We start from the raw sequence: 14,939 nt of genomic DNA on the forward strand, positions 1-14,939 counted from the left end.
GAGCGGCCGTCCGAGTGGGCATGGTTGGATGCCAGTAGGAGTGTCCGTGAGGGTGTCCGCAAGGCTGCACCGTTGGACCGGCAGGCGGGAATCGTGAGGATCTTCGGGAAGGTACGGCATCGGCCCTCCGCCTCGTGGCGGCAGGCCACCGACCGCGCGTTCACGCTGATCGGCGACGGGCGGTACGAGGACGCGGGCGCGCTGCTGACCAGAGCCGCGGACCTGGAGCCCTGGCTGTCCGAGTCCTGGTTCAACCTCGCCCTGCTGCACAAGTTCCGGCACGACTGGGAACAGGCGCGGGCCGCAGGACTGCGCGCCGTGGCCCTCCTGGACCGTGAGACCGGCGCCCCGGACTGGTGGAACGTCGGGATCGCCGCGACCGCGCTGCAGGACTGGCCGCTGGCCCGCCGGGCCTGGCAGGCGTACGGGCTGAAGGTGCCCGGGGACCCGCACGGCTCGGGCACCCACCCCGCGAAGGGCAGCGGCGAACCGGTCGGCATGGAGCTCGGCAGCGCCGCCGTACGGCTGTCCCCCGAGGGGGAGGCCGAGGTGGTCTGGGGCCGCCGGCTGGACCCGGCCCGCATGGAGGTCCTGTCGATCCCGCTGCCCTCCTCGGGGCGGCGCTGGGGCGAGGTCGTCCTGCACGACGGGGTCCCGCACGGCGAGCGGGTCACCGCGGCCGGCCCCTCGTACCCGGTCTTCGACGAGATCGAGCTGTGGGCGCCCTCGCCGGTGCCGACCTGGGTGGTGCTGCTGGAGGCGGCCACCGAGGCGGACCGTGACGCGCTGGAGCAGCTGGCCTCGGACGCGGGCTTCGCCGCCGAGGACTGGTCTTCCTCGGTGCGGCTGCTGTGCCGGACCTGCTCGGAGAGCGTGATGCCGAGCGGCGAGGGCGACGGGGAGCAGCTGGACCCGCACGACCACAGCGAACCGGGGCATCCCGGACCGCTGGGCCACCGTACGAACGGTTCCGGCCCGCTGTGGGTGCCGGAGCGCGAATGCGGGATCGCGGCGCCGGCCGGCCTGGTGCGCGGTTTGCTCGACGGCTGGGTCGCGGACAGCCCGGACACCCGTGAATGGCGGGATCTCGAAGAGGTCTGCTGACCCGGCACCGTAGGCTGTACCGGCACATTGTGAACGGGTGGACTTACGGAAGGCGTACGGCGGACATGGCGCAGCAGGAGAACGAGGTCGTCGAGATCGTCAACGACGGGTACGTCGTGGACACCGAGGACTGTGAGGCGCGCGAGCTGGCCCACCGCGAGCGCGGTACCGCCCGCCCGATCACGGTGGTCGGCAACCCCGTCCTGCACCGTGAGTGCAAGGACGTCACCGAGTTCGGCGACGAACTGGCACAGCTGATCGACGACATGTTCGCCAGCCAGAAGGCCGCCGAGGGCGTGGGCCTGGCCGCGAACCAGATCGGCGTGGACGCCAAGGTCTTCGTCTACGACTGCCCGGACGACGACGGCGCGCGCCACACCGGTGTCGTGGTCAACCCGAAGCTGGTGGAGCTGCCGGCCGGCTCCCGCGTGCTCGACGACTCCAACGAGGGCTGCCTGTCGGTGCCGACCGCGTACGCCTCGCTGGCCCGCCCGGACTACGCCGAGGTGACCGGCCAGGACGCGCAGGGCAACCCGATCAAGGTGCGTGGCACCGGCTACTTCGCGCGCTGCCTCCAGCACGAGACGGACCACCTGTACGGGTACCTGTACATCGACCGCCTCTCGAAGCGCGACCGCAAGGACGCGCTGCGCCAGATGGAAGAGGGCACCCCGCGCTACGAGACCGTCCCGAACGCGTAGCCCGCGGGACGCGCTGCCCCCCCCCGCGAAGCCGCCGGATCGGAGGGCGGGGGCTACCCGCGGCCCAGGAGGGTCCGCAGGTCTTCCGGCAGGGGCATCGGGGTGAAGAGGCCCGCCGCCGTGCGGCCGGTGTTGCCGTACGGCACACGCCCGGTCACCGACCCGGCCCCGGCCACCAGGATCCGCACCACCTGCCCCGCCGTCTCCGCCCGGTCCCGGCAGCGCACCGCGAGCCGGAACATGTGCCAGTGGGCACGGGTGTGGGGCCAGGCCCAGGCCTGGGAGATGATGTGCGCCCGCTCCAGGGCGGTCCACATGGCCCGGGTGTCGGGCGCGGCGGCGCGGGCGCGGCGCAGCTCGTCCTCGAAGGCCGTGCGGACGGCGGCCGGCATGGTCTTGCCCGTACAGGCGGCCACACACTTCTTGATCGCTTTTCTCATGCGTCCACGGTGCCGCCGCGGGGCCCGCCGGCGCTTGAACGAACCTGCTACATCCACTGGACGGTGCGGGTGAAGTCCGACGGCGCGATCCCGAACATCCGCCGCCACACGCGGCTCAAGTGCGCCCCGTCGGCGAAGCCCGCGCCGTGCGCCGCGTCCGTCAGGGAGTGCCCCCGGGAGGAGAGTTCGGCGGCCCGCATCAGCCGCAGCCACAGCACGTACGGCCGGAACGGCAGCCCGAGTTCCGCCCGGAACAGGTGCGCGAGGCGGCTCTCCGACAGGCACGCCACCTCGGCCGCCCGGGACAGCCGTACCGACTCCCGGCCGGGCAGCCACTCCAGCACCCGCGCCAGCCCCGGATGCGCCGCCGCCGCGGGCTGCGGCGCCCCGGGCAGTACGGCGTCCAGCGCACACGCCGCCGCGAAGGCGTCGGCGGGCAGCGCGTCGGCCGGTACGAGGTCCCCCGCGTCCCCCGCCAGCGCCGCGAGCCGGCGCCCCGCCGAGGAGAGCGGGTCGTAGTGCAGCACCACCCCGTGAGGCACCCCGCGCAGCACCGCGTGGCGCACCCCGGCCGGGACCACGTACGCCCGGCACCCGAAGGGTTCCCCGTCCGGTCCGGCCATCAGCAGCTCGTCCCCGCCCAGCGCGGCGATGACCTGCACGGAGTGGTGCGCGTGCACACCGGCGGACCCGACGGCGCCCCCGTACAGCAGGCCCCCGGGCCGCAGCCGGGCCCGCCCCGCCCACCCGCCGCCGGTCATGCCCAAGGCTCCGGACACGACGAAGCGCCCCCGCCCGAGAACCCGGTGGACCGGGTGTCGCTTCCCATGGGCGGGGACGCTATCAAGCCGTACGGCGGTGGCCGGAGGGGACTTAGAAGTCCTCGTCCAGGTCGACCGTGCCCTCGACCGCGACCTGGTAGGCCGACGGGCGGCGCTCGAAGAAGTTCGTCAGCTCCTGGACGCCCTGCAGCTCCATGAAGGAGAACGGGTTCTGCGAGCCGTACACCGGCGGGAAGCCGAGGCGGACCAGGCGCTGGTCCGCGACGCACTCCAGGTACTCGCGCATCGACTCGGTGTTCATGCCCGGCAGGCCGTCACCGCACAGGTCGCGGCCGAACTGGAGCTCCGCCTCCACGGCCTCCTTCAGCATGTCGGTGACCTGCTGCTGGAGGGCGTCGTCGAAGAGCTCCGGCTCCTCCTTGCGGACCGTGTCCACGACCTCGAACGCGAAGTTCATGTGCATGGTCTCGTCGCGGAACACCCAGTTGGTGCCGGTGGCCAGACCGTGCAGCAGGCCGCGCGAGCGGAACCAGTACACGTACGCGAAGGCGCCGTAGAAGAACAGGCCCTCGATGCACGCCGCGAAGCAGATCAGGTTCAGCAGGAAGCGGCGGCGGTCGGCCTGCGTCTCCAGCCGGTCCAGCTTCTCGACCTCGTTGATCCACTTGAAGCAGAACTGCGCCTTCTCGCGGATCGACGGGATCTCCTCGACGGCGTCGAAGGCGGCCGCGCGGTCGTCCGGGTCGGGCAGGTAGGTGTCGAGCAGCGTCAGGTAGAACTGGACGTGCACGGCCTCCTCGAACAGCTGGCGCGACAGGTACAGGCGCGCCTCCGGGGAGTTGATGTGCTTGTAGAGCGTCAGCACCAGGTTGTTCGAGACGATCGAGTCGCCCGTCGCGAAGAACGCGACCAGACGGCCGATCATGTGCTGCTCGGCCGGCGTCAGCTTCGCGAGGTCGGCGACGTCCGAGTGGAGGTCGACCTCCTCGACGGTCCAGGTGTTCTTGATCGCGTCCCGGTAGCGCTCGTAGAAGTCCGGGTAGCGCATGGGGCGGAGCGTGAGCTCGAAGCCCGGGTCCAGGAGGTTCTTGTCGGTGGAGCTCATTACTGGCAGGCCTCGCAGGACTCGGGGTTCTCAAGGGAGCAGGCCAGCGCCTCGGCGTCGGCGACCGCCTGGGGCAGCGCGACGGGGGTGGCCGCCTGCGCGGCGCGGGCGATCTTCGTCGCGGGGCGCGAGCGCAGGTAGTACGTGGTCTTCAGGCCCTGCTTCCAGGCGTACGCGTACATCGAGCTGAGCTTGCCGATGGTGGGCGTCTCCAGGAACAGGTTCAGCGACTGGGCCTGGTCGAGGAACGGCGTACGGGCCGCGGCCATGTCGATCAGACCGCGCTGCGGGATCTCCCACGCCGTGCGGTACAGCTCGCGCACCTCGGCCGGGATCCAGCCGAAGCCCTGGACGGAGCCGCTGGACTCGCGCAGCGCCTCACGGGTCTGCGCGTCCCACACGCCGAGCTTCTTCAGCTCGTCCACCAGGTAGGCGTTGACCTGGAGGAACTCACCGCTCAGCGTCTCGCGCTTGAAGAGGTTGGAGACCTGCGGCTCGATGCACTCGTACACGCCGGCGATCGAGGCGATCGTCGCCGTCGGGGCGATGGCGAGGAGCAGGGAGTTGCGCATGCCGGACTTCGCGATCCGGGCGCGCAGGGCGTCCCAGCGCTCGGGCCAGTTCAGCTCCACGTCGAAGTGGTCGGGGTGCAGGACGCCGCGGGCGGTGCGGGTCTGCTCCCAGGCCGGGAGGGGGCCGCTGCGCTCGGCGAGGTCGCAGGAGGCCTCGTACGCGGCCAGCATGATGCGCTCGGAGAGCTTGGTGGACAGGGCCTTCGCCTCGGGGGAGTCGAAGGGCATCTTCATCTTGAAGAAGACGTCCTGGAGGCCCATCGCGCCCAGGCCCACCGGCCGCCAGCGGGAGTTGGAGCGGCCCGCCTGCTCGGTCGGGTAGAAGTTGATGTCCACGACGCGGTCGAGGAAGGTGACCGCGGTGCGGACGGTCTCGTCCAGGCGCTCCCAGTCGATCTCCCCGTCCACCACGAAGGCGCCCATGTTGACCGAGCCGAGGTTGCAGACGGCGGTCTCGCCGTCGTTCGTGACCTCGATGATCTCGGTGCAGAGGTTGGAGGAGTGGACGACCGTACCCGGCTCGGCGGTCTGGTTCGCCGTGCGGTTGGAGGCGTCCTTGAAGGTCATCCAGCCCTGGCCGGTCTGCGCGAGGGTGCGCATCATCCGGCCGTACAGGTCGCGGGCGGGCATGGTCTTGCGGGCGAGGCCCGCCGCCTCGGCCTTGCGGTAGGCGGCGTCGAACTCGTCGCCCCACAGGTCGACCAGGTCGGGCACGTCGGCCGGGGAGAACAGCGACCAGTCGCCGTCCGCGTTGACGCGGCGCATGAACTCGTCCGGCACCCAGTGCGCCAGGTTCAGGTTGTGCGTACGGCGCTGGTCCTCGCCGGTGTTGTCGCGGAGCTCCAGGAACTCCTCGATGTCCGCGTGCCAGGTCTCCAGGTACACGGCGGCGGCGCCCTTGCGGCGGCCGCCCTGGTTCACGGCGGCGACGGAGGCGTCGAGGGTCTTCAGGAACGGCACGATGCCGTTGGAGTGGCCGTTCGTACCGCGGATCAGCGAACCGCGGGCGCGGATGCGCGAGTACGAGAGGCCGATGCCGCCGGCGTGCTTCGACAGGCGTGCGACCTGGTGGTAGCGGTCGTAGATCGAGTCGAGCTCGTCCAGCGGGGAGTCCAGCAGGTAGCAGGAGGACATCTGCGGGTGCCGCGTGCCGGAGTTGAAGAGCGTGGGGGAGGACGGCAGGTAGTCGAGGCGGCTCATCAGCCGGTAGAGCGAGGCCACTTCCTCGACGGCCTGGACCGTGTCGTTCTCGGCGAGGCCGCAGGCCACGCGCAGCATGAAGTGCTGCGGGGTCTCGATGACCTGGCGGGTGATCGGGTGGCGCAGCAGGTAGCGGCTGTGCAGGGTGCGCAGGCCGAAGAAACCGAAGCGGTCGTCGGCGCCCTCGGCGAGGGTGTGCTCGACCAGCGCGTCCAGACGGTTCGCGTGCAGCGCCACGAACTCGGCGGTGCGGTCCGCGATCAGGCCCTCGCGGTGGCCGACCGCGACGGAGGAGGAGAAGGAGGTGGCCCCCTGGCCCGCGGCTTCCTCGGCGACCGCCAGCGTCAGCAGCCGGGCGGCGAGCCGGGAGTACGCCGGGTCCTCGGAGATCAGACCGGCGGCGGCCTCCGTGGCCAGCCCGCGCAGTTCGGCCTCGTCGGCGGCGGCGCTGCGCCCGCGGAGCGCGGCGGCGGCGACCCGGCCCGGGTCGGTGTCGGGGAGGTCGGCCGTCAGCTCGGTGAGGGTACGCAGCAGTGCGGCCCCAGGTCCCCCGGTCTCGATTCCGGTGTCGGACGGGTCGGACTCGGCGCGCGGTGCGGAAGGCGCGATGGTCACGGGGGGAGCTCTCCCTCGCTCGGCTCCGGGACACCTGCGGTGCGGGCGCGAGCGGGCGCGCGCGGGCATGACGGGGCAGCACCGCGCGGCGTCCACCGGCCCAACCGCGAGGCCCGGACGTATCGACACCCGGTTCGGTCGAGCCGGGCGCACTGTCGGCAGGTCATCGGACTTGCGGTGACACCAATGGGTGTACTTCATACCGTTGCGGGACAGTTCCGGATTCGCACCGGATTCCCCTGCGACGACAGCGAGGATGAGCATACATGTGGGGGCCGCATCATGTGCGACCCCCTAGATGTTGTGTCGGCGTGGCTACAGTTCGAGACCGTACGTGAGCAGAGGGAGGTCGGGTACGGGCTCCCAGTCGCGCTCGGGCGTGCGGACGAAGCCGAGCCGTTCGTAGATCCGGTGGGCGCCGGTCATGTCGTCCGTGGTGGACAGGACGAGGCGCCGTACGCCCTCGATGGCCCGGGCGCGGTCGGCACAGGCCCGCACCAACGCCTCCCCGGCGCCCCGCCCGCGGCCCTCCCGGGCGACGGCCAGCATCCGGAACTCGGCCTCGCCCGGTCCGGCGATGTCGCACAGCGGGCTCCCGGGCGCGGCGAAGGCCACACCGCCGAGGAGCCGCCCGTCGCCCGTCGCGGCCACGAGTATCACCCCGTCGGCCGCACGCCCGGCCACGTCGCGCAGCCGTTCGAGGTACGGGTCGTCCTCGCCGAACGTCAGCAGCCCGTCCCCGAGATAGGCCTGCGCGGTGATCTCCCCGAGCGTCCCGTACTCCGTCGCCAGCGCTTCCCTGATCACGATGTCCATGCGGTCGAGTGTGCCGGACGTCTGTCGGTGCCCGGCGCTATCGTCGGAGACAGCACCGTCGAGGAAGGCGAGCGAGGCATGACCGTGATGACAGACCGGCCCCACATGCTGACCGAGGACTTCGAAGCCGTGGCGCGCATAGCGGCCCGCGAGAGGGAGGGGACGCGGCTGGAGTTCATCGACGGGGTTATCAGGAGCAAGGCCATGCCGGACGGCGACCACCAGACGATCATTGAGTGGCTCACGCGGATCTGCATGCAGTACCGGCCGGAGCTCTGGCTGCACGGGGGACAGGGGATCAAGGCCGAGGCGTACCGGGGAGGGAGGGCCATCCCCGACGCGGTGCTGGCGCCTTCCAAGGCATTTGCCGGGCAGGGGGACTGGGTCGACCCCGATCCGATCCTCATGGCCGTGGAGGTGACCTCGTGGGACTCGGACACCCACCGGCGGGACCATGTCGAGAAGCCCCGCGCCTACGCGGAGACGGGTATCCCCGTCTACCTGCTGATCGACCGGGCCAAGTGCGAAATCTCCGTCTACAGCCAGCCCAACGGCCGACGGTACGAGAGCACCCACATCGTGCCGTACGGCACGGACATCGCGCTCCCCGAGCCCGTCGGCATCACCCTCCAGACCGAGGTCCTCAAGGACTGGGTGCGCTGAGACCCCCATGAACGGCGAAGGGTCCCGCCCGGTCCGGCGGGGCCCTTCGCGTCACGTGCTCAGCAGCAGCGGAAGCCCTCGCGGGGGTCCGCCTCGCGCGAGTCCGTACGGGCGCGTTCGAAGGCGCGGCGGGTCATGACCTCCGCGTCCGGGTCGTGCGTACGGGCGTGGGCCACGTAGCGGTCGTACGCCGCCTCGCCCGAGAACTCCCGTACGAAGAACCGCGCCTTCGCCAGCGCCGCGCGGACCCCGCTCACGCCACCGGCTCCTTCACGCGGCCGCCGCCCGAGTCCAGGCCGGCGGCGGCGAGCTCCGCCCGCTCCTCCGGCGTCGCGACGAGCCCGGCCGGGGCGATGATCTTCGACTCGGTCCACGGGACCTCCGACAGCCTGACCGCCTCCGGGTTGCCGACGGCCTTGAGGCAGGTCCGCGCCGCGTCCAGCAGCACGATGACGATCAGGACCGCGAAGAGCGCCGACAGCACGCCGTCGACCGTGGCGTTCGTGACGATCGTGTGCATCTCGCCCATGTTCTTGGCGGGCGGCAGGACCTTCCCGGCGTCGATCCCGGTCTGGTACTTGTCGCGTTGCGCGAAGAAGCCGACCTTCACGTCGTCGGAGAACACCTTCTGGTAGCTCGCGGTCAGCGTGACGGCCACGTCCCAGGCCAGCGGGACCCCGGTCACCCAGGCCCACTTGAGCCGCCCGGACTTGACCAGCAGCGTGGTGCAGACGGCCAGGGCCACCGCGGCGAGCAGCTGGTTCGCGATTCCGAACAGCGGGAACAGCTGGTTGATGCCGCCCAGCGGGTCCTTGATGCCGACCCACAGGAAGTAGCCCCAGCCGCCCACGACGACCGCGCTCGCCAGCCACACGCCCGGCTTCCAGCTGACGTCCTTGAAGGACTTGTGCACGTTGCCGAGGGTGTCCTGGAGCATGAACCGGCCGACCCGGGTGCCCGCGTCGAGGGTGGTCAGGATGAACAGGGCCTCGAACATGATCGCGAAGTGGTACCAGAACGCCTTCATCCCGGAGCCGCCGACCACGGACGAGAAGATCTCCGACATTCCGAGTGCGAACGTCGGCGCGCCGCCCGTACGGGACAGCAGGCTGGCCTCCTCCACGTCCTTCGCGGCCTGCGCGAGGAACTCGGGCGAGATGGCGAAGCCGAAGTTGGTCACGGCCTGCGAGGCGGTCTCGACCGTGGTGCCGATGACACCGGCGGGGGAGTTGACCGCGAAGAACAGGCCGGGCTCGATGATGCAGGCCGCGATGATCGCCATGACGGCGACGAAGGACTCGGTCAGCATCGCGCCGTAGCCGATGACCCGGACCTGGGTCTCCTTCTGGATCATCTTCGGGGTGGTGCCCGAAGAGACCAGCGCGTGGAAGCCGGACAGGGCCCCGCAGGCGATGGTGATGAAGACGAACGGGAACATCGACCCGGCGAACACCGGCCCGTCCCCGCGGGCGGCGAAATCGGTGACCGCGGGCATCTTCAGCGTCGGCATCGCCACGACCACGCCCACGGCGAGCAGCGCGATGGTGCCCACCTTCATGAAGGTGGAGAGGTAGTCGCGGGGCGCGAGGAGCATCCACACCGGCAGCACCGAGGCGACGAACCCGTACGCCACCATCCACAGGACCAGCGTCTCCTTCTCCAGCGTGAAGGTGCTCGCCAGCGAGGAGTCGGCGACCCAGCCGCCCGCGACGATGGCGAGCAGCAGCAGCGCGACGCCGATGACGGAGATCTCGGTGACCCGGCCGGGGCGCAGCACGCGCAGGTAGAAGCCCATGAAGAGGGCGATCGGGATGGTCATGCCGATGGAGAAGACACCCCAGGGGGAGTGCGCCAGCGCGTTGACGATGACCAGGGCGAGCACGGCCAGCAGGATGATCATGATGGCGAACACGGCGACCAGCGCGGCGGCTCCGCCGACCGGGCCGATCTCGTCCCGGGCCATCTGGCCGAGCGAACGCCCGTCGCGCCGGGTGGAGAAGAAGAGGGTGACCATGTCCTGGACGGCGCCCGCGAAGATGACGCCGGCGACGATCCAGATGGTGCCCGGCAGATAGCCCATCTGCGCGGCGAGCACGGGGCCGACCAGCGGGCCGGCGCCGGCGACGGCGGCGAAGTGGTGGCCGAACAGCACGCGGCGGTCGGTGGGGTGGAAGTCGACACCGTTGTCAAGGCGTTCGGCGGGGGTGGCCCGCGTCTTGTCGGTCTTCAGGACCTTGTCGGCGATGAAGCGCGCGTAGAAGCGGTAGCCGATGGCGTACGAGCCCAGCGCGGCGGCGAGCAGCCAGGCGGCCGAGATCTCCTCGCCGCGGGAGAGGGCGAGGATGCCCCAGCCGAGGGCCCCGACGAGGCCGACGAGCACCCAGACGGCCACGGACTTCGGGTTCATGCCTCCCGAGGTCCCTGGTGCGGAAGGCGAGTCCGCCGCCGTGCCCGGACTCGCCGCGTTCCGTTCTGTACCTGTTGCTTCCGGTTCCGGCATGATCCTCGTCCCCTCGTTGATCATCTGCGTAAGCGCAGGGAATCTACGGGGGCCCGCCCGGTGAACGTAAGCCCCCGTCCGTATAGCGGAACGAGAGTCAACTACGAATCAGACGGCGGGGCGCTGGAGTCGCGCCACGAACTTGTAACGATCGCCGCGGTACACCGATCGCACCCACTCCACGGGTTCGCCGTCGGCGTCGAGCGAGTGGCGGGAGAGCATCAGCATCGGCAGGCCGACGTCGGTGCCCAGCAGGCCGGCCTCGCGCGGGGTGGCCAGGGAGGTCTCGATCGTCTCCTCGGCCTCCGCGAGCCGTACGTCGTACACCTCGGCCAGGGCGGTGTAGAGGGAGGTGTACTTGGCCAGCGACCGGCGCAGCGCCGGGAAGCGCTTGGCCGAGAGGTGGGTGGTCTCGATGGCCATCGGCTCACCGCTCGCGAGGCGCAGCCGCTCGATGCGCAGCACCCGGCCGCCCGTGGCGATCTTGAGGAGCCCGGCCAGGGTGTCGTCGGCCGTCACGTAGCCGATGTCGAGGAGTTGGGAGGTGGGCTCCAGACCCTGGGCCCGCATGTCCTCCGTGTACGAGGAAAGTTGGAGCGGCTGGGAGACCTTCGGTTTCGCGACAAAGGTGCCTTTGCCCTGAATGCGCTCCAGCCGGCCCTCGACGACGAGCTCCTGGAGAGCCTGGCGCACGGTGGTCCGGGAGGTGTCGAATTCGGCCGCGAGCGTGCGCTCCGGCGGCACCGGCGTGCCCGGGGGCAGTGTTTCGGTCATGTCGAGCAAGTGCCGCTTGAGTCGGTAGTACTTGGGCACCCGCGCCGTGCGAGTGGCTGCCCCGCCTTCCGGCTCGGTGGTCGCCCCTTCGGTGGACATCGCCGCCCGCCTTCCCGACTCCATTTTCGCTGCCGTCACCGGCTCCTCCGATATGTGCGGTCACATCGTGACACGGGTGGGAGGACAGGCCTCCTCCCTCCCCCAGGTGTCGGTCCGGTAACGGACCGATCACCCGCTCATTAGACCCTTGACACCCCTAAAGGTCTAGGCCAAGCTCCGGTTACTGGTCTAAACCAATATGGATCAGATCCCGGCCCCACGGGCAGTACTTGGTACGTCACCGCGGCGGGCGAGGGAAGTGCAGAGCATCCCTGAGGAGGGTGGCGTGAAGCGCAAGCTCATCGCGGCGGTCGGAGTCGCGGGCATGGTGATCGGCCTCGCGGCGTGCGGTGGCAACGACGGCGACGACAAGGGCAAGACCGACGCCGGCGGCGCCAAGGAGATCACCGTCTGGGTGATGGACGGCTCCGCGCCCAAGGCCTGGATCGACGCCGTCAACGCCGAGTTCTCGGCCAAGCACCCGGGTGTCACGGTAAAGGTCGAAGAGCAGCAGTGGAAGGGCATCCAGGAGAAGGTCACCACCGCCCTCTCCGAGAACACCCCGCCGGACGTCCTGGAGCTCGGCAACACCCAGACCGCCGGCTACGCGGTCACCGGCGGCCTCGCCGACCTCACCAAGGACAAGGCCAAGCTCGGCTCCGACGCCTGGCAGAAGAGCATGCTCGCCTCGGCCGAGTACGACGGCAAGCTCTACTCCGCCCCCTGGTACGCGGCCAACCGCGTCGTCGTCTACGACAAGAAGGCCTTCGCCAAGGCCGGCGTCACCCCGCCGACCACCCGCGACGAGTGGATCGCCGGCCTCGACAAGCTGAAGGCCGCCGACCCCGCCTCGCAGCCCATCTACCTCCCCGGCCAGAGCTGGTACGTCCTCGCCGGCTTCATCTGGGACGAGGGCGGCGACCTCGCCGTCAAGGACGGCGACAAGTGGAAGGGCGGCCTCGGCACCCCCCAGGCCGCGTCCGCGATGGAGTTCTACAAGAAGCTCCAGGCGTACTCCACCGCCCCCAAGGACAAGGACGAGGCCACCCCGCAGCAGTCCACCGACGTCGTTCCCAAGGGCGGCGTCGCCTCCTGGATCGGTCTCGGCTGGGAGGCCGGCGGTGCGGAGAAGGCCCTGAAGGACGCGGGCAAGGAGGCCGACTTCGGCTACTTCCCGATCCCGGGCAAGACCGCCGACAAGCCCGGCACCGTCTTCCTCGGCGGCTCGAACCTCGCCGTCGCCGAGCGCTCCAAGAACAAGGAGCTCGCCAAGGAGTGGCTGGCCCTCGCCGCAGGCAAGGACCAGATGACGAAGTACGCCGCCGAGACCAAGGGCGCGCTGCTCCCGAACCAGGCCGCCGCGAACTTCACCCCCGCCGCCGGCTCCTTCGCCGAGGCCATGGGCAAGGGCGGCGTCAACGGCCGCATCACCCCGGTCACCCCGGGCTGGGCGAACGTCGAGACCGAGCCCAACCCGCTCAAGGAGTTCATGACCAAGGTCCTGAAGGGTGAGGACGCCGCCAAGGCGGGCGCGGACGCGGACAAGGAAATCGCGAGCCGCATCAACAAGTAGCACGTAGCACCGGGGGTGCGGCCGGCGCCCACGCGCCCGCCGCACCCCCGGTCGCGCATTGACCGACCTGTGCGACGCCCGACCGCAGCCGAGGTAACCAAGACATGACCGTGCACTCCCAGGGAGCGGTGACCGCTCCACAGGACGCACCACCGAAGTCCGCCGGAGGGCAGCAGACGCCGCCCACGACCAAGGGGGCCGGTCCGTCGGCTCCGCGCCGGGGCAGAAAGCCGCTTCCCGCGGGCTGGCTGCCGTACCTCCTGATCGGGCCCGCGGTCCTCAGCCTCGCCACGCTGCTGCTGTACCCGCTGGCCAAGAACGTGATCCTGTCGTTCCAGAAGGTCGACAAGATCGAGTTCATCCAGCGGAAGGCGCCCTTCAACGGGGTCGAGAACTACGCCCAGCTGCTGGGCGACGCGCACTTCTGGACCGTCGTCGTACGCACCTTCGCCTTCACCGCGGCCAACGTCGCGCTGATCATGCTGATCGGCAGCCTCGTCGGGATCCTGCTGAACCGCCTCGGCAAGTGGATGCGCCTGGTCCTGTCGATGGCCCTGGTGATGGCCTGGGCGATGCCGATCGTCGCCTCCGTCACCGTCTTCCAGTGGCTGTTCGACGAGCAGTTCGGCGTCATGAACTGGGTCATGCGCACCCTCGGCTTCTCCGGCTACGAGCAGCACAACTGGTTCGAGTCCGGCTTCTCCACCCTCGTGATCGTCACGGTCCTGGTGGTCTGGGGCTCCGTCCCCTTCGTCGCCCTCAACATGTACGCCGGCCTGACCACCGTCAGCGGCGAGCTGTACGAGGCCGCGCGGATGGACGGCGCGAACGGCTGGCAGACGTTCTGGCAGGTCGTCTTCCCGAACCTCAAGCCGTTCTTCACCGTCACCACGTTCCTTGAGGTGATCTGGGTCTTCAAGGCCTTCACCCAGGTGTACGCGATGAACCGCGGCGGCCCCGACCGCGCCTCCGAGACCCTGCCCGTCTTCGCCTTCGTCGAGGGCCAGAGCCAGGGCCACTACGCGCTCGCGGCAGCGATCTCCGTCCTGACGATCGTGATGCTCGTGATCGTCATGTCCTTCTACTTCCGCCTGATCCTGAAGCAGGAGGAGGAGCAGTGAGCACCACCACCGCCCCGAAGCCCGCGCAGCAGCTGCGCAAGCGCCGCCCGCTGCGCCCCGCAACGGTGGCGAAGAACCTGGGCGCGCTCGTCGTGGCCGTGGTCTTCGTCTTCCCGGTCTACTGGATGTTCTCCTCGGCCCTCAAGCCGTCCGGGCAGATCCTCTCCAAGGACCCCGTCTTCGTCTTCACTCCGACGCTGGACAACTTCACCAAGGCCACCGGCGTCGAGCTGTTCTGGACGTACGTGACGAACAGCCTGCTCGTCACCGTCGGAGCCGTCGCCCTGGCCCTGGTCGTGGCCCTCGCCGCGAGCTTCGCCATCGCCCGGATGAAGTTCAAGGGCCGCAAGGGCCTCGTACTCGGCGTGATGATGGCGCAGATGGCCCCCTGGGAGGTCATGGTCATCGCGATGTACATGATCGCCCGCGACGCCGAGATGCTGAACAGCCTCCCGCTGCTGACCGCGATCTACTTCGTGATGGTCCTGCCCTTCACCATCTGGACCCTGCGCGGCTTCATCGCCGCCGTCCCGGTGACGCTGGAGGAGGCGGCCCAGATCGACGGCTGCACCCGCGGCCAGGCCTTCCGCAAGGTGATCTTCCCGCTGCTGGCGCCCGGCCTGATGTCCACCTCGCTCTTCGGCTTCATCACCGCCTGGAACGAGTTCGCGATGGTCCTGATCCTCAACAAGGACAAGACCGCCCAGACCCTGCCCCTGTGGCTGACCCAGTTCCAGACCGCCTTCGGCAACGACTGGGGCGCCACCATGGCCGCGTCCTCGCTGTTCGCGGTCCCGGTCCTGGTGATCTTCGTCTTCCTCCAGCGCAAGGCCGTCGGCGGCATGACCGCCGGCGCGGTGAAGGGATAACGGCA

14 protein-coding genes and 1 riboswitch are annotated in these 14,939 nt (G+C 70.2%); of the genes, 6 read left to right on the forward strand and 8 right to left on the reverse strand.

From position 1 onward, the window contains the following. Positions 1-93: 93 nt before the first annotated feature. Positions 94-1,104, forward strand: a complete 1,011-nt coding sequence (locus tag OG509_RS25040; RefSeq protein WP_030153561.1) for a hypothetical protein — start codon at positions 94-96, stop codon at positions 1,102-1,104. A gap of 65 nt (positions 1,105-1,169) precedes the next feature. Then, positions 1,170-1,805, forward strand: a complete 636-nt coding sequence (gene def, locus OG509_RS25045) for a peptide deformylase (protein ID WP_053691819.1) — start codon at positions 1,170-1,172, stop codon at positions 1,803-1,805. A gap of 53 nt (positions 1,806-1,858) precedes the next feature. On the opposite strand, the gene OG509_RS25050 is transcribed toward def, so the two are convergent. The 5 genes from OG509_RS25050 to OG509_RS25070 form a co-directional block, all read right to left on the reverse strand. Then, positions 1,859-2,245: a DUF3703 domain-containing protein gene (locus OG509_RS25050; protein WP_234318067.1), complete on the reverse strand. Its 387-nt coding sequence runs from the start codon at positions 2,243-2,245 to the stop codon at positions 1,859-1,861. A 47-nt stretch (positions 2,246-2,292) separates the two neighbouring features. Continuing rightward, positions 2,293-3,006 (reverse strand): helix-turn-helix domain-containing protein, encoded by a 714-nt coding sequence (locus OG509_RS25055; protein WP_030153567.1) that lies wholly within the window; start codon positions 3,004-3,006, stop codon positions 2,293-2,295. A gap of 112 nt (positions 3,007-3,118) precedes the next feature. Next, positions 3,119-4,132 (reverse strand): ribonucleotide-diphosphate reductase subunit beta, encoded by a 1,014-nt coding sequence (locus OG509_RS25060; protein WP_030153568.1) that lies wholly within the window; start codon positions 4,130-4,132, stop codon positions 3,119-3,121. Continuing rightward, the gene (locus tag OG509_RS25065) at positions 4,132-6,519 is read right to left on the reverse strand and encodes a ribonucleoside-diphosphate reductase subunit alpha (RefSeq protein ID WP_406184736.1); all 2,388 of its coding nucleotides are present in this window, start codon (positions 6,517-6,519) and stop codon (positions 4,132-4,134) included. The genes OG509_RS25060 and OG509_RS25065 overlap by 1 nt, the downstream gene beginning before the upstream one ends. A gap of 161 nt (positions 6,520-6,680) precedes the next feature. Further along, a riboswitch (cobalamin riboswitch) is annotated at positions 6,681-6,758 on the reverse strand. Between the two features lie 76 nt (positions 6,759-6,834). After that, positions 6,835-7,335 carry a GNAT family N-acetyltransferase gene (locus tag OG509_RS25070; RefSeq protein ID WP_406184737.1) on the reverse strand — a complete coding sequence of 167 codons (501 nt, stop codon included), beginning with the start codon at positions 7,333-7,335 and terminating at the stop codon, positions 6,835-6,837. A 78-nt stretch (positions 7,336-7,413) separates the two neighbouring features. On the opposite strand from OG509_RS25070, the gene OG509_RS25075 reads away from it, so the two are divergent. Beyond that, on the forward strand, positions 7,414-7,998 hold the full coding sequence (locus OG509_RS25075; RefSeq protein WP_406184738.1) for a Uma2 family endonuclease: 585 nt from the start codon (positions 7,414-7,416) through the stop codon (positions 7,996-7,998). A gap of 59 nt (positions 7,999-8,057) precedes the next feature. Here OG509_RS25075 and OG509_RS25080 read toward each other — a convergent pair whose 3' ends face one another. The 3 genes from OG509_RS25080 to OG509_RS25090 form a co-directional block, all read right to left on the reverse strand. Continuing rightward, positions 8,058-8,255 (reverse strand): YbdD/YjiX family protein, encoded by a 198-nt coding sequence (locus OG509_RS25080; RefSeq protein ID WP_030153574.1) that lies wholly within the window; start codon positions 8,253-8,255, stop codon positions 8,058-8,060. Continuing rightward, positions 8,252-10,405 carry a carbon starvation CstA family protein gene (locus OG509_RS25085; protein WP_406184739.1) on the reverse strand — a complete coding sequence of 718 codons (2,154 nt, stop codon included), beginning with the start codon at positions 10,403-10,405 and terminating at the stop codon, positions 8,252-8,254. The genes OG509_RS25080 and OG509_RS25085 overlap by 4 nt, the downstream gene beginning before the upstream one ends. A gap of 201 nt (positions 10,406-10,606) precedes the next feature. After that, positions 10,607-11,371, reverse strand: coding sequence for a GntR family transcriptional regulator (locus OG509_RS25090; RefSeq protein WP_030153577.1), 765 nt, complete (start codon positions 11,369-11,371; stop codon positions 10,607-10,609). Between the two features lie 286 nt (positions 11,372-11,657). On the opposite strand from OG509_RS25090, the gene OG509_RS25095 reads away from it, so the two are divergent. The 3 genes from OG509_RS25095 to OG509_RS25105 all read left to right on the forward strand — a co-directional run bounded on the left by OG509_RS25095 (position 11,658) and on the right by OG509_RS25105 (position 14,934). Then, positions 11,658-12,944, forward strand: a complete 1,287-nt coding sequence (locus OG509_RS25095; protein WP_406184741.1) for an extracellular solute-binding protein — start codon at positions 11,658-11,660, stop codon at positions 12,942-12,944. 104 nt (positions 12,945-13,048) lie between these two features. Continuing rightward, the gene (locus OG509_RS25100) at positions 13,049-14,065 is read left to right on the forward strand and encodes a carbohydrate ABC transporter permease (RefSeq protein ID WP_406184742.1); all 1,017 of its coding nucleotides are present in this window, start codon (positions 13,049-13,051) and stop codon (positions 14,063-14,065) included. 50 nt (positions 14,066-14,115) lie between these two features. Then, entirely contained in the window at positions 14,116-14,934 is an 819-nt protein-coding gene (locus OG509_RS25105) for a carbohydrate ABC transporter permease (RefSeq protein WP_030153582.1), read from the forward strand. The last annotated feature ends 5 nt before the right edge of the window (positions 14,935-14,939 follow it).

It is taken from the genome of Streptomyces sp. NBC_01006 (genome assembly GCF_045162725.1).
GTDB lineage: Bacteria > Actinomycetota > Actinomycetes > Streptomycetales > Streptomycetaceae > Streptomyces.